The sequence below is a fragment of the Kribbella sp. NPDC050470 genome (assembly GCF_044458365.1).
Lineage (GTDB): Bacteria > Actinomycetota > Actinomycetes > Propionibacteriales > Kribbellaceae > Kribbella.
This window is the reverse complement of record NZ_JBITHV010000014.1, coordinates 71,914-86,161: the sequence shown is the minus strand read 5'-3', so window position 1 is coordinate 86,161 and position 14,248 is coordinate 71,914. Positions and strand designations below refer to the sequence as shown.

The 14,248-nt window shown below is 69.5% G+C and carries 14 protein-coding genes; 7 read left to right on the top strand and 7 right to left on the bottom strand.

All coding sequences use genetic code 11. The annotated features are described in order from the left end of the window. Positions 1-224: 224 nt before the first annotated feature. Entirely contained in the window at positions 225-1,442 is a 1,218-nt protein-coding gene (locus tag ACIBGM_RS37590; protein ID WP_360522703.1) for an arginine deiminase, read from the bottom strand. A 268-nt stretch (positions 1,443-1,710) separates the two neighbouring features. Between ACIBGM_RS37590 and ACIBGM_RS37585 the strand changes: the two genes are divergently transcribed. The 3 genes from ACIBGM_RS37585 to ACIBGM_RS37575 are packed head-to-tail and all read left to right on the top strand — an operon-like array spanning position 1,711 to position 4,391. Beyond that, positions 1,711-2,499 (top strand): glycosyltransferase, encoded by a 789-nt coding sequence (locus tag ACIBGM_RS37585; protein ID WP_360522700.1) that lies wholly within the window; start codon positions 1,711-1,713, stop codon positions 2,497-2,499. Beyond that, positions 2,496-4,061 carry a glycosyltransferase 87 family protein gene (locus ACIBGM_RS37580; protein WP_360522697.1) on the top strand — a complete coding sequence of 522 codons (1,566 nt, stop codon included), beginning with the start codon at positions 2,496-2,498 and terminating at the stop codon, positions 4,059-4,061. The genes ACIBGM_RS37585 and ACIBGM_RS37580 overlap by 4 nt, the downstream gene beginning before the upstream one ends. A 9-nt stretch (positions 4,062-4,070) precedes the next feature. Then, on the top strand, positions 4,071-4,391 hold the full coding sequence (locus ACIBGM_RS37575) for a cupin domain-containing protein (protein WP_360522694.1): 321 nt from the start codon (positions 4,071-4,073) through the stop codon (positions 4,389-4,391). A 15-nt stretch (positions 4,392-4,406) separates the two neighbouring features. On the opposite strand, the gene larC is transcribed toward ACIBGM_RS37575, so the two are convergent. Then, positions 4,407-5,792 (bottom strand): nickel pincer cofactor biosynthesis protein LarC, encoded by a 1,386-nt coding sequence (gene larC, locus ACIBGM_RS37570; RefSeq protein WP_360522691.1) that lies wholly within the window; start codon positions 5,790-5,792, stop codon positions 4,407-4,409. Next, the gene (larB, locus tag ACIBGM_RS37565; RefSeq protein ID WP_360522688.1) at positions 5,789-6,508 is read right to left on the bottom strand and encodes a nickel pincer cofactor biosynthesis protein LarB; all 720 of its coding nucleotides are present in this window, start codon (positions 6,506-6,508) and stop codon (positions 5,789-5,791) included. The genes larC and larB overlap by 4 nt, the downstream gene beginning before the upstream one ends. A 124-nt stretch (positions 6,509-6,632) precedes the next feature. On the opposite strand from larB, the gene ACIBGM_RS37560 reads away from it, so the two are divergent. Continuing rightward, the gene (locus ACIBGM_RS37560; protein ID WP_360522685.1) at positions 6,633-7,127 is read left to right on the top strand and encodes a DUF4446 family protein; all 495 of its coding nucleotides are present in this window, start codon (positions 6,633-6,635) and stop codon (positions 7,125-7,127) included. A 21-nt stretch (positions 7,128-7,148) separates the two neighbouring features. Here the strand turns inward: ACIBGM_RS37560 and ACIBGM_RS37555 are convergent, their stop codons facing one another. Beyond that, a complete protein-coding gene (locus ACIBGM_RS37555; RefSeq protein WP_396388252.1) occupies positions 7,149-8,741 on the bottom strand; it encodes a diacylglycerol kinase family protein in 1,593 nt (530 codons plus the stop codon). Between the two features lie 93 nt (positions 8,742-8,834). Here ACIBGM_RS37555 and serS point away from each other — a divergent pair, with 93 nt between their 5' ends. Then, positions 8,835-10,109 (top strand): serine--tRNA ligase, encoded by a 1,275-nt coding sequence (gene serS, locus ACIBGM_RS37550; protein WP_396388251.1) that lies wholly within the window; start codon positions 8,835-8,837, stop codon positions 10,107-10,109. Further along, positions 10,106-10,900 carry an HAD family hydrolase gene (locus ACIBGM_RS37545; RefSeq protein WP_360522676.1) on the top strand — a complete coding sequence of 265 codons (795 nt, stop codon included), beginning with the start codon at positions 10,106-10,108 and terminating at the stop codon, positions 10,898-10,900. Before serS ends, ACIBGM_RS37545 begins: the two co-directional genes overlap by 4 nt. Positions 10,901-11,071: 171 nt before the next feature. Here ACIBGM_RS37545 and ACIBGM_RS37540 read toward each other — a convergent pair whose 3' ends face one another. Continuing rightward, a complete protein-coding gene (locus tag ACIBGM_RS37540; RefSeq protein WP_360522673.1) occupies positions 11,072-11,626 on the bottom strand; it encodes a WhiB family transcriptional regulator in 555 nt (184 codons plus the stop codon). 536 nt (positions 11,627-12,162) lie between these two features. On the opposite strand from ACIBGM_RS37540, the gene ACIBGM_RS37535 reads away from it, so the two are divergent. Continuing rightward, positions 12,163-13,017 (top strand): HAD-IIB family hydrolase, encoded by an 855-nt coding sequence (locus ACIBGM_RS37535; RefSeq protein ID WP_396388250.1) that lies wholly within the window; start codon positions 12,163-12,165, stop codon positions 13,015-13,017. A 4-nt stretch (positions 13,018-13,021) separates the two neighbouring features. Here the strand turns inward: ACIBGM_RS37535 and ACIBGM_RS37530 are convergent, their stop codons facing one another. Both ACIBGM_RS37530 and ACIBGM_RS37525 read right to left on the bottom strand, forming a co-directional pair. Next, entirely contained in the window at positions 13,022-13,633 is a 612-nt protein-coding gene (locus ACIBGM_RS37530) for a bacterial proteasome activator family protein (RefSeq protein ID WP_360522666.1), read from the bottom strand. A gap of 62 nt (positions 13,634-13,695) precedes the next feature. Further along, positions 13,696-14,226, bottom strand: a complete 531-nt coding sequence (locus ACIBGM_RS37525; protein WP_396388249.1) for a CGNR zinc finger domain-containing protein — start codon at positions 14,224-14,226, stop codon at positions 13,696-13,698. Between the last annotated feature and the right edge of the window lie 22 nt (positions 14,227-14,248).

The following is a 14,248-nucleotide window of genomic DNA, read 5'->3' as shown; positions in this document are numbered from 1 at the left end:
CGCGACTCGGTTAGGTGCGGTGGGCAACGTTGTGGTCTAGGCCGGGAGGCGGGGGCGCGCCTGCTACCGGGTAACGTGGACGGCCCAAGTCCTGCTGACGGGGGAGCAACAGGGCCTGGGCCTAGGCATGAAGAGTACTCAGATTGGTCTTCCGCCACAAGCCCCGATTTCACTCCGCGTGTCGTTGGGCTTACCGGGGCAGTCCAGTACCCGTCCGGTCACGCTCAGCCTGCCGCGAGTGGGGCGCGCAGAACCGGGCAGGACATGCAGCGCGGACCACCTCGACCGGAGCCCAGCTCCGAGCCGGAGATGCGGATGACATCGATCCCAGACTCCTCGAGTCGCGCGTTCGTCTCGACCGTCCGCTCGTACGCGATACACACCCGCGGCGCGACCGCGAGAGTGTTGTTCCCGTCGTCCCACTGCTCCCGTTCGGCGGTGACGGGGTCTAGACCAGTGTCGATCCGCCGGAGCGTGTCGATGCCCAGCGCCTTCGCCGCCGCAACGAGGAACGGCTCAGGCTCCGCGACATGCAGCTGGTCCCCGTCCGTGGTGACCGCGTGCGCCCGCATCTCCTCGGCCATGTTGGGATACATCAGTACGGCGTCGACGTCGACCATCGTGCAGACGGTGTCGAGATGCATCGTCGCGCGCTGCTGAGCAATCGGTACGGCGAGCACCGTGTGCACCAGTCCCTTCGCGAACACACGCCGCGCCAACCGCTCCACCCCGGCCGGTGTCGTCCGCTCGCCGACGCCAACGGCCAGCACGCCCGGACCGAGGGCCAGAACGTCCCCGCCCTCGACGTGTTCGAGCTGGTGGTCGTAGACCTTGTCCGCGCCGGCGAACCGTGGATGGAAGCGGTAGATCAGCTCGGTCAGCTGGGTCTCGCGGACCCGGGCCGGCATCGCCAGCGAGGTCACCGCGACCGAGTCCCTGATCCAGACACTCGAGTCCCGGGTGAAGAGCAGGTTGGGAAGCGGATCGATGAGGAAATCCTCATGCTCCAGCAGCGACGTGACTAGACCACCTGCGCGCACCTCGTCGTTCCGGACGCCGGCCATCAGCGCCTCGGCCAGGCGGGCCGGATCGAGGTCGCTCAAGGCCGAGCGAAGGTAGTCGCGCAGGGTGTCGCCGAGCCGGAGGTCCTCAGTGGTCCCGGTGACCGCGACCGACCGCGCCTCGGGGTCGCTGAGCGCCTCGGTGAGCAGCTCGCCGAGGTAGAGCACCTCGACGTCGCGGTCGCGCAGCGCCTGGGCGAACGCGTCGTGCTCGTCCTGCGCCCGGCCGACCCACGGGATGCCGTCGAAGAGCAGCTTGTCGTTGTTCCGCGGGGTGAGCCGGCGGAGCTCGTTGCCCGGCCGATGCAGCATCACTGTCCGCAGCGGTCCGACCTCACTGTCGACGCCGTACGCCTTGCCGACTTCCTGGGTCTCGGTCATCCGCCTGTCCCTTCTCCGGTCGTCCCAACCACGCTACGGCAGCCGCGTCCTCCGCGCCGGATGCCGCTCCGATCTGTCTGATTGTCCGACAATATGCCTGAATGGCCAAGCTCCGGCCGGCCCGGCTGCGGACTCTCGCCAGAGAAGATGCCCTGATCGGCCACCGGGCCTCCCGGGTTTTCCACAGGTCGTACGAAAGAACGAGATATCCACAGTCGCCCGGAACTGACGAGGTCGATCGGCTGCGGAGGAACTAGGCTGCGGTGCTGTGTCCGGTCATGACCTGCCTTCCGAGCCCTTCGAGCGAGCCGTCGCCTGCGTGATCCCGGCGAAGGACGAAGCGGAGCGGATTGCGGCCACGGTGGACGCGGTGCACAAGATCATCGGGGTGGACCTGGTCGTGGTCGTCGACGACGGCTCCGCGGACGGTACGGCGGAGGCCGCCGAGCGCGCCGGCGCGGTCGTGGCCCGGCACGAGCGGAACCGGGGGAAGGCGGCGGCGATGGAGACCGGAGCGGCGGCGGTCGCGGAGCGGGACGGCGCGCGAGCGCGGCACCTGCTGTTCCTCGACGCCGACCTGACCGACTCCGCGACCGCTGCCGCGCCGCTGATCGAGCCGGTGCAGACCGGCAAGGCGGACATGACGATCGGCACGCTGCCGGTGCAGCTGCGGCCGGACGGTTCAAAGGCCGGCGGTCACGGGTTCGTCGTCAAGCTCGCGCGGGCCGGGATCGAGGAGGCGACCGGCTGGTCCCCGGAGCAGCCGCTGTCCGGTCAGCGCTGCCTGACCCGGGTCGCCTTCGACGCCGCCGTACCGCTCGCCCCAGGGTTCGGCGTCGAGACCGCGCTGAGCATCGATCTCGGCCGCAAGGGCTTCCGCATCCTCGAGGTGCCGATCGACGTCAAGCACCGGGCGACCGGCACCGACCTGCGCGGCCAGTTACACCGCGGCCGGCAGTTCCTGCACGTCCGTCGTGCCCTCGCCGCGCGCAGCGCCCTGCCGGAGACCGGAGGGCCGTCGCTGCGCAGTCTGATCCCGCGGAAGCCTTCGCGATGAGCACCGACACAACTGACGCCAGCGCCGACCCCAAGCTTGCAGAGCGGTACGGTCGCCGCGCGGTCGCGCTCTACCTGGCCTGTACGGCGCTCATCGTGGCCGTCGGCCTGCTCGGCCCGTCCGTGGTCGTGCTGACCCTGACCAACCGGCACACGTGGCTGCCGTCGTACTGGTTCGACTCCAAGCCGAACGACTGGCTCGTCACGATGATGATCTACGTCGCCATCCTGCTCGGCGGGTACGGCGTCTACCTCGCGACCAAGGCGCTCAAGCACGGCTGGGCCCCGCGCGTCGACCGCTTGGTTGCCCTAGGCATCGGCACGACGCTGGCCATCACGCTGGTCCCGCCGATGGCGTCCGGCGACGTGCTGATCTACGCGGCGTACGGCCGGATCATGTCACTCGGCGGCGACCCGTACACGATCTCCCCGGCGGACACGATCCGGCTTGGGTACGACCCGGTGATCGCCGCGACCGAGCGGCCGTGGCAGGGCGCGAAGAGCGTCTACGGCCCGATCGCGACCTGGGTGCAGTGGCTCTCGTCGCTGATCGGCGGCGACTCGGCGCAGCTGACGGTCTGGATGCTGCAGCTGTCCGTCGCGATCAGCCTGATCGTCACCGGGCTGGTGCTGCTCAGGCTGGTCGGCAACAACCTGCCGAACCGGCGGCGCGTGGTGATGCTGGGGCTGGCCAACCCGTTGATCCTCTGGACGGTCCTGGCCGGTGCGCACAACGACGCGATCGCGGTGATGTTTGCGGTGCTCGCGCTGTGGCTGTTCCGGCGGCACGTGTTCTGGGCGGGCATCCTGATCGGCGTCGCGGGCTGTACGAAGCTGTCCATCGGGCTGGTCGGTGTGGCGATGCTGTGGGCGCTGCACAAGGACCGGCGGAAGGCTGCGATCTTCTGCGGCGGCGGTGCGCTGGCGATGGGCGGGCTGTACGCGTTCGTCGGTCTGCAGGCCTTCCAGCAGGCCCGGTCGCAGACGTCGTTCATCTCGACCGGCACGCCGCACAAGGTGCTGCTGAGCTTCTTCGACCTGTTCCTGCCGGGGCCGCTGGTGCGGACGTTCCTGGCGATCATCGCGTGGCTCGGCCTGATCGTCGTCGCGATCCTGCTGTCCCAGGTGTTCCCGAAGTCGCTGGTGCCGCAGACGCATCCGGACGACCCGACCCCGGCCGCGATCCGGTACACCGCGATCTACGCGATCGCCTGGATCCTGACGGCGATGTACTCCCTGCCCTGGTACGACCTGATCGCCTGGGTCGCGCTGGCGGCAGTGGCGGCGTCGAAGGTGGACGGGCTGATGGTCATACGCACGACCATGCTCGCGATCGCCTACGTCCCTGGCCGAGATCCGAACGCTCGCCAGGTGGCGGCCAGCCTGTCCGACTCGCTGGAGTGGTTCAGCGCCCGCCTGCGCGACACGATCTGCCCGGCGATCGAGTTGGCGGTGCTGATCGGGCTCATCGTGTGGGCCCGGCGCGGTGGCGCCCAGTGGTGGCCGTACGACTGGCCCCGCCGCCGGCAGAAAGCCGTGCCAGAGAAGGCCGAAGCACACTAGTCTCGCCGGGTGGAGAAACTGGTTGGGGCGGGCGACTTCGTGCGCGGCGAGCCGAACGACTACGTGGAACAGCTGCGGAACGAGTCGATGACGGTCGGGACGTATTCGATCCCGGCCGGGGGTGTGGACGACCAGCTGCCGCATCGCGAGGACGAGATCTACGTCGTCACGACCGGCCGGGCGACGTTGGTGACGCCGGGCAAGAACACCCCGGTCGAGCCGGGCGACGTGCTGTTCGTCCCGGCCGGGGAGGAGCATCGGTTCACCGACATCACCGAGGACCTGGCGCTGCTGGTGTTCTTCGCTCCTCCCTACACCGGGCGGGGATAGCGCGGGCGGTCGGGCTCAGCGCCAGAGCGGCTCCGCGGCGGCCACCGCTCGGGCGAGGACGGCCTTGACCGGTTGCTTGAGCTCGGCCGCGGCTGCCACCACGTCGTCGTACTCGGGCTGCACGTTGACGACCTGGCCGTCGTACCGGGCGATCTTCACGCTGATCTGCTGGCCGTCGACCTCGACCGTGCTGAACTCGCGGTCGGCGGCGTGCTTGCTGATCGGGAACTCGCGCAGGCCGATCGCCGTGGTCTCGGTCAGGATCACCCGGCGCACCGCGTCGGCGTTCGTGCTGCTGACGAGGACCGAGAGGGTGTGGGCCGGGCGGCCCTTCTTCATCAGGATCGGGGTCAGCCAGGCGTCGGCCGCCCCGGCCTCGAGCAGGCGGGCGAGCGTCTGCGGCCACAGCCGCGGGTCGAGGTCGTCGACGTTGGTCTCGTAGACGAGCTCGGTGGCCGGGCGGTCGCTGGTCTCGCCGACGACGACACGGACGACGTTCGGCACCTCGACCGGGTCGCGGCCGCCGGCGCCGACGCCGGTCCGGGTGATCCGCATCGGCGGCATCATCCCGAACTCGTCGGCCAGCGAGGCGAGCAGCGCGGCCCCGGTCGGCGTGGTCATCTCGTACGGCGCGGTGCCGCCGACGACCGGCGCGCCGGCCTCGGACAGCAGATGCAGTACGGCGGGACCGGGCACCGGAATGCCTCCGTGCTGACCGCGAACCTGCCGCCCACCACCGAGCGCGATCGTCGACACCACGACCCGCTCCAACCCGAGTGAGGCGGACGCCGCGGCGACCCCCACGATGTCCGCGATCGCATCCAGCGCACCCACCTCATGAAAGTGCACCGCATCCGGCTCAACCCCATGAGCAGACGCCTCCGCCCGAGCCAACCGAGCAAACGTATCCAGCGCCCTGGCCCGAACCGCCTCCTCCAGCTCAGCCCGCTGCAGCAACTCCCGCACATCCGCCCAAGCCCGAGTCGGACCATGAGCATGCCCATGCCCAACCGCCTGCTCGGAGTGGCGCTCCTCGCTCGACCCGGCGTCGCCGGTGTCGGTGGGATTGGTGGGGTCGGACGAGGCTCCGGCGTGCCCGGCTGCGCCCGGCTCGTTGCCGTGTCCGGCGTGCCCATGTCCGTGCCCGTGACCGGCGGAGTGCCCGTGGCCGTGGCCGGCATCCGGGATGGTTTCCGGGTGCGGCGTGCCTTCGACGCGGACGGTGGCTTTGGTGGCGGCTATCTGGTGCCGGGAGGTTTGCTCGACGGTGACGGACAACGACGAGTCCACGGCGGACACCGCGGAGTTCACCACCGCCAGATCGGCGCCTGCGTCCAGGAGGGCGCCCAGGAGCATGTCACCGGAGGCTCCGGCGGCGCAGTCGATCCAGGCGATCCTCACCGGTTCTCCTTGGTCTCACGCGGTGCCGAGCGTCGCGCCACGCGGGCCGCGAAGACGCCGGCCCCGAAGCCGTTGTCGATGTTCACCACGGTCACACCCGGCGCGCACGAGTTGAGCATCCCGAGCAACGCCGCGACGCCGCCGAACGAAGCGCCGTACCCGACCGACGTCGGTACGGCGACCAGCGGCACCCCGACCAGCCCGCCGATGACACTCGGCAGCGCCCCCTCCATGCCTGCGACCACGATCAAGCAGTCCGCAGCGTCCAGGCGCTCCCGGACCCCCATCACCCGGTGCAGCCCCGCCACGCCCACATCGTTGATCACATCCACCTCGGCCCCGAAGACCCGAGCCGTGGTCGCCGCCTCCGCCGCGACCGGCGCATCCGACGTGCCGGCCGCCACCACGGCGACCGTCCCGCGCAGCACGGGCGGCTCACCGAGCACCGCCGTACGGCCGACCGGATCGATGACCGCGGTCGGCAGGGCGGCGGCAACGGCCTCCTGCGCCTCGACGCTCAGGCGGGTGGCCAGTACGGCGTGCGTCGGGTGGGTGGCGTGCAGCGTGCGCAACAGTTCCACCACCTGGACAGGTGTCTTGCCGGCGCCGTAGACCACCTCGGCATCGCCGGTGCGCTCCAGTCGGTCGGTGTCGAGCCGCGCGTATCCGAGGTCGTGGACGCCCGGTTGTGGACCTGGATCAGGCAAATGTGTCACGTCGTGAATCTACGTTGCTCCTGACACCACCTCGTCGTCTGGTCCACCAAGCATCACCATGCGAACACTCTCCGCAATCACCTGAATACTCAGCTATGACGAGGAATGCTTTAGGCTTCCGTGCGTGTCTTCGTCGTTAGCCGGTGCATTCGGGATCGCCGCCTTGTTCGTGGCGGTCCTCGCCCTGGTGTTCGCCATTCAGGCGTTGCGGGGGCAGTCCGCGGCCGCCAAATCGGCCAAGCTGCCCGCAACCCCCAGCCCCGAACCTGAGCAGCAACCCCAGCAGCCGGAAGGCAAGCCGGGCACGGTCCGGTCCGAGCTGAAGAAGCTGGGCAAGGACCTCGAGGTGACCCGCGGCGAGCTCCGCGAGACGCTGCAGCACCTGGCAGTGGTCCGGTACGACGCTTTCGGTGACACCGGCGGCAAGCTGTCGTGGTCGATGGCGATCCTGGACGACAACGGCGACGGGGTCGTGCTGACGTCGATCAACAGCCGGACGGACGCCCGCACGTACGCCAAGGAGGTCAAGGCGTTCGCCAGCGATGCGAAGCTGTCCCCCGAGGAGGACGAGGCGATCGAGACCCTCCGCAAAGAGGCCGGCCCGACCGTAGAGGGCTGACGGCGCTTCGGCACAGACGGGCTAGCGGCGCTTCGGCACCCGAGCCACGAGCGCGCCGGCCTCGATCTCCGCGGTCAGTGACCGCCCAGGCCCGATCGGGTCGCCGTCGAGCTGCCGCTGGACGTCGACCGCCGCAGTGATCTCCACCTTCCGCCCGGTGAACCGCTCCAGGTACATGTCGGTCCGGTTCGTCCGCGTCATCAGCCGCCAGACCACGATCGGCCACTGGGTCACCCGCCGCGGCGCGATCACCACCACGTCGAGCAGCCCGTCGTCCGGCCGAGCGTCCGGGAGCAGCGGGATGTTGGCCTGCAGCATGCCGACGTTGCCGACCACCACGGTCCGCACCCGGCGCTCCAGCACCACGTCCTCGTCGAGCTCGATCCGGACCCGGACCGACGGGTGGTTGATGTTCTTCGCCGCCGACACCAGGTACGCCGTCCAGCCGATCTGCCGCTTCAGGTGCGGCGGCGCGTCGGAGATGATCGCCGCGTCCAGCCCGAGCCCGGCCATCACCGCGAACCGGTCGGTGTCCAGCTCGTCGCCGTGCACCTTGACCAGGTCGATCCGCCGGTCCCGGCCCTCCAGGATCCGCTCCAGCGCGTCGTCCAGGTCGAGCGGGATGTGCAGGTTCCGGGCCAGCAGGTTGCCGGTGCCGGCCGGAATCACGCCGACCGGGATCCCGGTGTGCGCCAGCGCCGCGCAGACCACCCGCACGGTCCCGTCGCCACCGGCGACCAGCACCAGGTCCGACTCGTGCTCGATCGCCCGCTTGGCCATCGCGTTCCCGGCGTCGTCCTCGCGCGTCTCCAGCCACAGCGGGTCGTCGAACCCGCGGACCGCCAGCGCCCGGGTCACCTTCCGCCGGAACGCGACCCCGTCGCCGACCTTGATCGGGTTCACGATCACGGCGGCCTTGGGCGGGATCGTCGTACCGTCGTCCTCGGTCGGGGTACGACGCCGCCGCCGCCGCAGCCCGGGCCGGAGCCCGAACCCGATCGACGTCGCGGTCAGGATCGCCAGCCCGAGCGCCCAGCCGCCGAGCACGTCGGACACGTAGTGCACGTTGAGCGCGACCCGGTCGGCCGAGGCGATCCACACCACCGCGATCGTGGGCAGCATCACCAGCAGCCGAAACCGGCGCCGCCACCCCCGGACCGACGGCAGTACGACGCCCAGCGCGCCGGCCATCACGAACGCGGCGGCGGCGTGGCCGGAGACGTACGACCAGCCCTCGGTCTCCACCAGCATCTGGGCCGGACGGGGCCGGTCGAAGAGGTGCTTGACCGTGTGCACCAGGACGAGCTCGGTCGCGGCCGAGACGAGCAGCCAGATCGTCAGCAGCCGGGCCCGCCGGTGCCAGAGGTACACCGCGACGACCACGATCACCGCCCGCATCGCCCAGGGCAGGAATACGTCACCGATCACGTGCCAGAAGTCCACCGTGTTCGGGTGGGTGGCGCCGTACTCCGCGGCGCGGTCGGCGACGGACTGGTCCCAGCGCTCCAGCGGTGCCCAGTGGTTGGCGACCAGGAGGGTGAGCACGGTGAACGGCAGCGCACCCAGCACGACCGTGAACGCACGGCCGACGTGACTGGGTGGATGGTGGTTCATGACCCGCTCGGTGCCCCCTCGAGTGACAGTGCGTCAACCACATCATCCCGAATAGACTTCGCCCCTTCTGACACGCCCCGATACCCTCGTCGTGTGATTGACGCGAAACTGCTCCGTGAGAACCCCGATGTCGTGCGTGCGGCCCTGACCAAGCGCGGCGAGAGTACGGACCTGGTCGACCAGATCCTGGTCGCCGACAGTGAGCGTCGATCGTCCATCTCCGCGTTCGAGGCGCTGCGGGCCGAGCAGAAGGGGCTCGGCAAGCAGGTCGCCCAGGCCAAGGGCGACGAGCGGGCCGCCCTGCTGGAGCGGACCAAGACCCTGGCCGCCGAGGTGAAGGCCACCGAGGCCAACGCGAACGACGCCGAGCGCCGGTTCGACGACCTGGCCCGCGCGCTGCCGAACCTGGTGTCCGACGAGGCGCCGGTCGGCGGCGAGGACGACTACGTCGTGGTCGAGGAGATCGGCAAGCCGCGCGACTTCGCCGCCGAGGGCTTCGAGCCCCGCGACCACCTCGAGCTGGGCGAGCTGCTCGGCGCGATCGACATGGAGCGCGGCGCGAAGATCTCCGGCTCGCGGTTCTACTTCCTCAAGGGCGCCGGCATGCTGCTGCAGCTGGGCATGCTCCAACTGGCGATCCAGCAGGCGGTCGAGGCCGGCTTCACCCCGATGATCACGCCGACGCTGGTCAAGCCCGAGGTGATGGGCGGCACCGGCTACCTGTCCGCGCACGACGACGTCTACCGGCTCGCCGACCCGGACCTCTACCTGGTCGGTACGTCGGAGGTGTCGCTGGCCGGCTACCACATGGACGAGATCCTCGATCTGTCCAACGGCCCGGTCCGGTACGCCGGCTGGTCGTCCTGCTACCGCAAGGAGGCCGGGTCGCACGGGAAGGACACCCGCGGGATCATCCGCGTCCACCAGTTCGACAAGGTCGAGATGTTCTCCTACTGCAGCCTGGAGGACGCCGCCGCCGAGCACCTGCGGCTGCTGAACTGGGAGAAGGAGATGCTCGACAAGATGGAGCTGTCCTACCGGGTGATCGACACCGCGACCGGTGACCTCGGCATCTCGGCGTACCGGAAGTTCGACTGCGAGGCGTGGGTGCCGACGCAGGGCCGGTACCGGGAGCTGACCTCGACGTCGAACTGCACCGACTTCCAGGCCCGCCGGCTGAACATCCGGCACCGCGACGCCGACGGCAAGACCCGGCCGGTCGCGACGCTGAACGGGACGCTGGCCACCACCCGCTGGATCGTCGCCATCCTGGAGACGCACCAGCTGGCCGACGGCTCGGTCCGGGTGCCGGCCGCACTGCGTCCGTACGTCGGTGGTCGTGAGGTCCTCGAACCGGTCGGCAGATGACGGACACCCCGCGGCCGACGGCCGTTGCCCTGGACATCGATGGCACCCTGCTGGACCACGACGAGCTGCTCTCCGAGGCGGTGGTCGACGCCGTACGTCGTACCGCCGCCGAGGTGCCGGTGATCCTGGCCACCGGGCGGGGCTGGCAGACCACCCGGCCGGTCGCCGAGCGACTCGGCCTGGCCGCCGGCGCGTTGGTTGTCTGTAGCAACGGTGCGCGGACGATGCGGTTCCCGGCCGGCCAGGTGGTGGACGAGCGGACCTTCGACCCGACCACGGTGATCGCGTCGGTGCGCAAGCACGCGCCGAACGCCCGGATGGCGGTCGAGGAGTACGACGGCAGCTACCTGGTCACCGCGCCGTTCCCGGACGGCGACCTCGGGTACGACGCGCAGATCCGGGTGGTCAGCGACGACCAGCTCGCGCCGGAACCCGTGACCCGGTTGATCATCCGGGACCCGGAGCAGTCGGAGGCGGACTTCGTCCACCTGGCGGAACGCCTCGGCCTGCACGGCGTCAGCTACTTCGTCGGCTGGACCGCATGGCTGGACATCGCCCCGGAGGGCGTGGACAAGTCGACCGGCCTGAAGGTCGCGCTCGCACAGTACGACCTGGACCGCTCCGGCCTGGTCGCGATCGGTGACGGACGCAACGACATCGAGATGCTGACGTACGCCGGTCTCGGCATCGCCATGGGGTCCGCGCCGGACGAGGTGAAGGCCGCCGCCGACGAGGTGACCAAGTCGGTCCAGGACGACGGCGTCGCCGCTGTCCTCAACCGTTGGTTCTGACCCACGGTTCCAGTTCAGCGCACCCCGGCAGCGACGCCAACCCTTTCGGTCGCCGTCGAAAGGCTTGACAGTTGTCCAGGGCAACCGAAAGGCCCGGAATCCCTGTTTTCACAGGGTTTCCGGGCCTATACCGTTGGTGTCCGATAGTCCGCTGGCGGGCCGAGTATCGGGTCAGGCGACTCGGCTGCTGCCGGTCCGGCGCTGCTGGCGTTGCTGGTCGACGACCGTGTCGAAGGCGTCCAGGACGGCGTTGACGGCCGGTCGCGGACGCGGGGTCTTGACGGCCGGGCTCTGGCCGCGGCGGGCGCGACGCAGGTGCCGCTTCACCGTCGAGAGCGAGCAGCCGAGCCGCATGGCCAGCGACTCCAGGCTGTCGTTCGGGTACTGGGTCCGCAGCCGCAGCACCTCTTCGTGGCTGACCGGCCGGCGGGTCCCACGGGCCCCGGCGAGCTGGTCGAAGTCGTCGGCCTGCACCTCGACGTCGAGCAGGTTGCGCATCGAACGCCGTTGTACAGCAGTGGTTCCGGCGACGAAGCCGCTCACGTCGTGCTCGGCGACCGCGCTGTACAGGCAGTCGGTGAACAGCGGACACGAAGCGCACAGGGCCTTCGCCTCCCGGACGAGCTGCTCGTACCGCTCGCGGGTCCGCCGGGTGGCGGAGGCGGGCGGCGGCTCTTCCATCAGCCGGTGCTGGAAAATGTCCGACCGGGCGATGCAGCCGGTCATTGCCCCTTCCGTGGTGGAAGATGTGTCGACAGCGGCTCGGGAACTGCTGCCCCCTGATCCCGCTAGATTGGCGCTGTTGACGGTCATGTGGCTCCCCAAGTATCAGGACCCGAATGAACGAACGATGAACGTCGTTCGGCCACGCGGATCCACTAGCTGATGGACCGACGAACTGTTGCCGACCCACCGTGTCGTCCCGAACGGGACGCACCGATCCATAACTGTTGACGCCGCTCCTGTGGTTTTGGTTGCAGCCAATTCCACAACAGTTTTTCGACGTTTGTGTGTGCTTCCAGGGTGGGGCTGCATCAGTCGCGCTGATCCAGAACAGGCTTACGACGCGGTCGCGTCGCCCCCGGTTCCCCGCCAGACCACCGCATGAAATCATGCGTAAACCGTGCTGCGCAGGGGAACTTGCTGCCTTTGCAGCATCCTGCCGTAACGGTCTGGTGACGTTGTTCAAGGCTCAATCAGATTGGTCAGAAACGTCTGAAACCGCCGTCTGATCGCTTGCGCCGGACGTGCTGGGAGGGGTAATGAGCATTCCTCACCCGGCCGGATACGGTGGCCTGGTGACGGCACCCGACGACCCGCGCCCGCCCCGTCTGATCGCCACCGATCTTGACGGAACCTTAGTACGCAGCGACGGAACGATCTCCGATCGCACTCGTTCGGCTGTGCTCGCGGCGCAGCACGCGGGAAGTGTTTTCGTGATGGTCACCGCCCGTCCACCTCGCTGGCTGCACGACCTGGCCGACCTGGTCGGCGAGCACGGGGTCGCGATCGTTGCCAACGGCGCTATTTTGTACGACGTCGTCCGCCGGCAGCCGATCCGGACCCGGATGATCGACCCGGCGGTCGCGCTCGAGGTCGCGCAGGCGATCCGCGCCGAGATTCCCGAAGTGGAGTTCGCAATCGAGCGCTCCAACCGCTACGGACAGGAGCCGCAGTACCTGAACCGCTGGCCGAAGCCCGACGACACGCTGGTCGCCGCCATCGACGTCCTGCTGTCCGAACCGGCCGCGAAGCTGCTCGTCCGGCACCCGAGCTTTCATTCCGACGAGTTGCTCGCGCGCATCAATCCCTTGGTGGCCGGGCGGGTCACGGCCAGCCACAGCGGCGGCACCAGCCTGGTGGAGATCTCCGCCAGTGGCGTGTCGAAGGCGGCCATGCTGGCCGATTTCGCTGCATCGCAAGGGATTGCGGCTAACGATTCGATCGCTTTCGGTGACTCGATCAACGACCTGCCGATGCTCGCCTGGGCCGGTACGTCGTACGGCGTGGCGAACGCGCACGCCGAAGTCCTTGCCGTGGTTGACGAAGTGTGCCCCACAAACGACGAGGACGGCGTCGCCGCCGTCCTCGAAGAGTTGTTTCAGCCTTTGAATTAAGGCGTTACAGATACATCCCGCCGCTGCCCGGGCCGTCGGTGTTGTTGGCCCGCGGCGCGCCGGGGAAGCCGGCGGCTTCCTCGCCGTGCATCTGCTGGCCGCCGGGGAGCGCGCGGCGCATGCCTTCCAGTTGCTGGCGGGCCGCCATCTGCTGGGCGAACAGCGCCGTCTGGATGCCGTGGAACAGGCCCTCCAGCCAGCCGACCAGCTGGGCCTGCGCGATCCGCAGCTCGGCCTCGGTCGGCACGGTGTCGTCGGTGAAGTCGAGGCTGAGCCGTTCCAGCTCGTCCACCAGCTCCGGCGCCAGGCCGCTCTCGAGCTCCTTGATGGAGACCTCGTGGATCGACTTCAGGCGCTGCCGGGAGGCTTCGTCGAGCGGTGCCGACTTCACCTCCTCGAGGAGCTGCCGGATCATGTTCGCGACCCGCATCACCTTGGCCGGCTGCTCGACGAGCTCGGTCACCGACCGGGGCTCGTCCTGCTCGTCGTGGTCGCTGTCGGAGCGCGGCGGCCCCTCGACGGCCATGCCGTCCGGCCCGACGATCAGCACCTTGCCGTCCTCGGTCCGCGCCCCGGCCATCGGAACTTCCTGGCCCTCGCTGCTGCTCTCGGTCATCTGCCCATCCTAGGCTCCCCTTTTCGGGGTTCGCGGGCGGGCTGTGGACAAACTCGACGCGACTACGTGGAGCGAGCGCGGTGCCGCCGTACTGCGTCCCGGTTGGCGCAGGCGGGGCTGCAGTAGCGCTGCCGGCCGGTGCGGGACAGGTCGGCGTAGACGTTGCCGCAGCCGTCGGTCGCGCACCGGCCGAGCCGGCTGATGCCGCGGCCCGCGAGGTGCAACGCCGTACCGGTGCTGATCAGGGTCGCGACCAGTCGCCCGACCGGGACCTTGTCCGGCCGGTAGTGCACGTGCCAGCCGTCGCCGGCGTGGTTGGTCAGCCGCGGATGCTCGGTGTACTTGGCCAGCATCGCGTTGATCAGGTCGACGCGGGACCGCTCGTCCTTGGCGTCGACCACTTCGAGCCACTCGTCCAGCGCAACCCGTACGGCGGCCAGGTCCGCAGCCGTCACGCGGCGCTCCCGCACCAGTCGGCTCTCGACACCGCTCTCCTCGCAGCGCTCGGCCAACTCCTCGGGCGTGTTCGCCGGTCGCGTGACCAGGTTGACGGCCAGCAGGACCGCGTCGGCCCCGTAAGGGTTGAGGTGCATAATGGCATTACATCACGATGGA

Excerpts from the sequence above, each read along its gene's own strand:
- ACIBGM_RS37530 (WP_360522666.1), bottom strand. The coding sequence starts at position 13,633 with ATGACCGAGAGCAGCAGCGAGGGCCAGGAAGTTCCGATGGCCGGGGCG.
- ACIBGM_RS37590 (WP_360522703.1), bottom strand. The coding sequence starts at position 1,442 with ATGACCGAGACCCAGGAAGTCGGCAAGGCGTACGGCGTCGACAGTGAG.
- ACIBGM_RS37545 (WP_360522676.1), top strand. The coding sequence starts at position 10,106 with ATGACGGACACCCCGCGGCCGACGGCCGTTGCCCTGGACATCGATGGC.
- ACIBGM_RS37580 (WP_360522697.1), top strand. The coding sequence starts at position 2,496 with ATGAGCACCGACACAACTGACGCCAGCGCCGACCCCAAGCTTGCAGAG.
- ACIBGM_RS37540 (WP_360522673.1), bottom strand. The coding sequence starts at position 11,626 with ATGACCGGCTGCATCGCCCGGTCGGACATTTTCCAGCACCGGCTGATG.
- ACIBGM_RS37535 (WP_396388250.1), top strand. The coding sequence starts at position 12,163 with ATGAGCATTCCTCACCCGGCCGGATACGGTGGCCTGGTGACGGCACCC.
- ACIBGM_RS37525 (WP_396388249.1), bottom strand. The coding sequence starts at position 14,226 with ATGCACCTCAACCCTTACGGGGCCGACGCGGTCCTGCTGGCCGTCAAC.
- ACIBGM_RS37555 (WP_396388252.1), bottom strand. The coding sequence starts at position 8,741 with ATGAACCACCATCCACCCAGTCACGTCGGCCGTGCGTTCACGGTCGTG.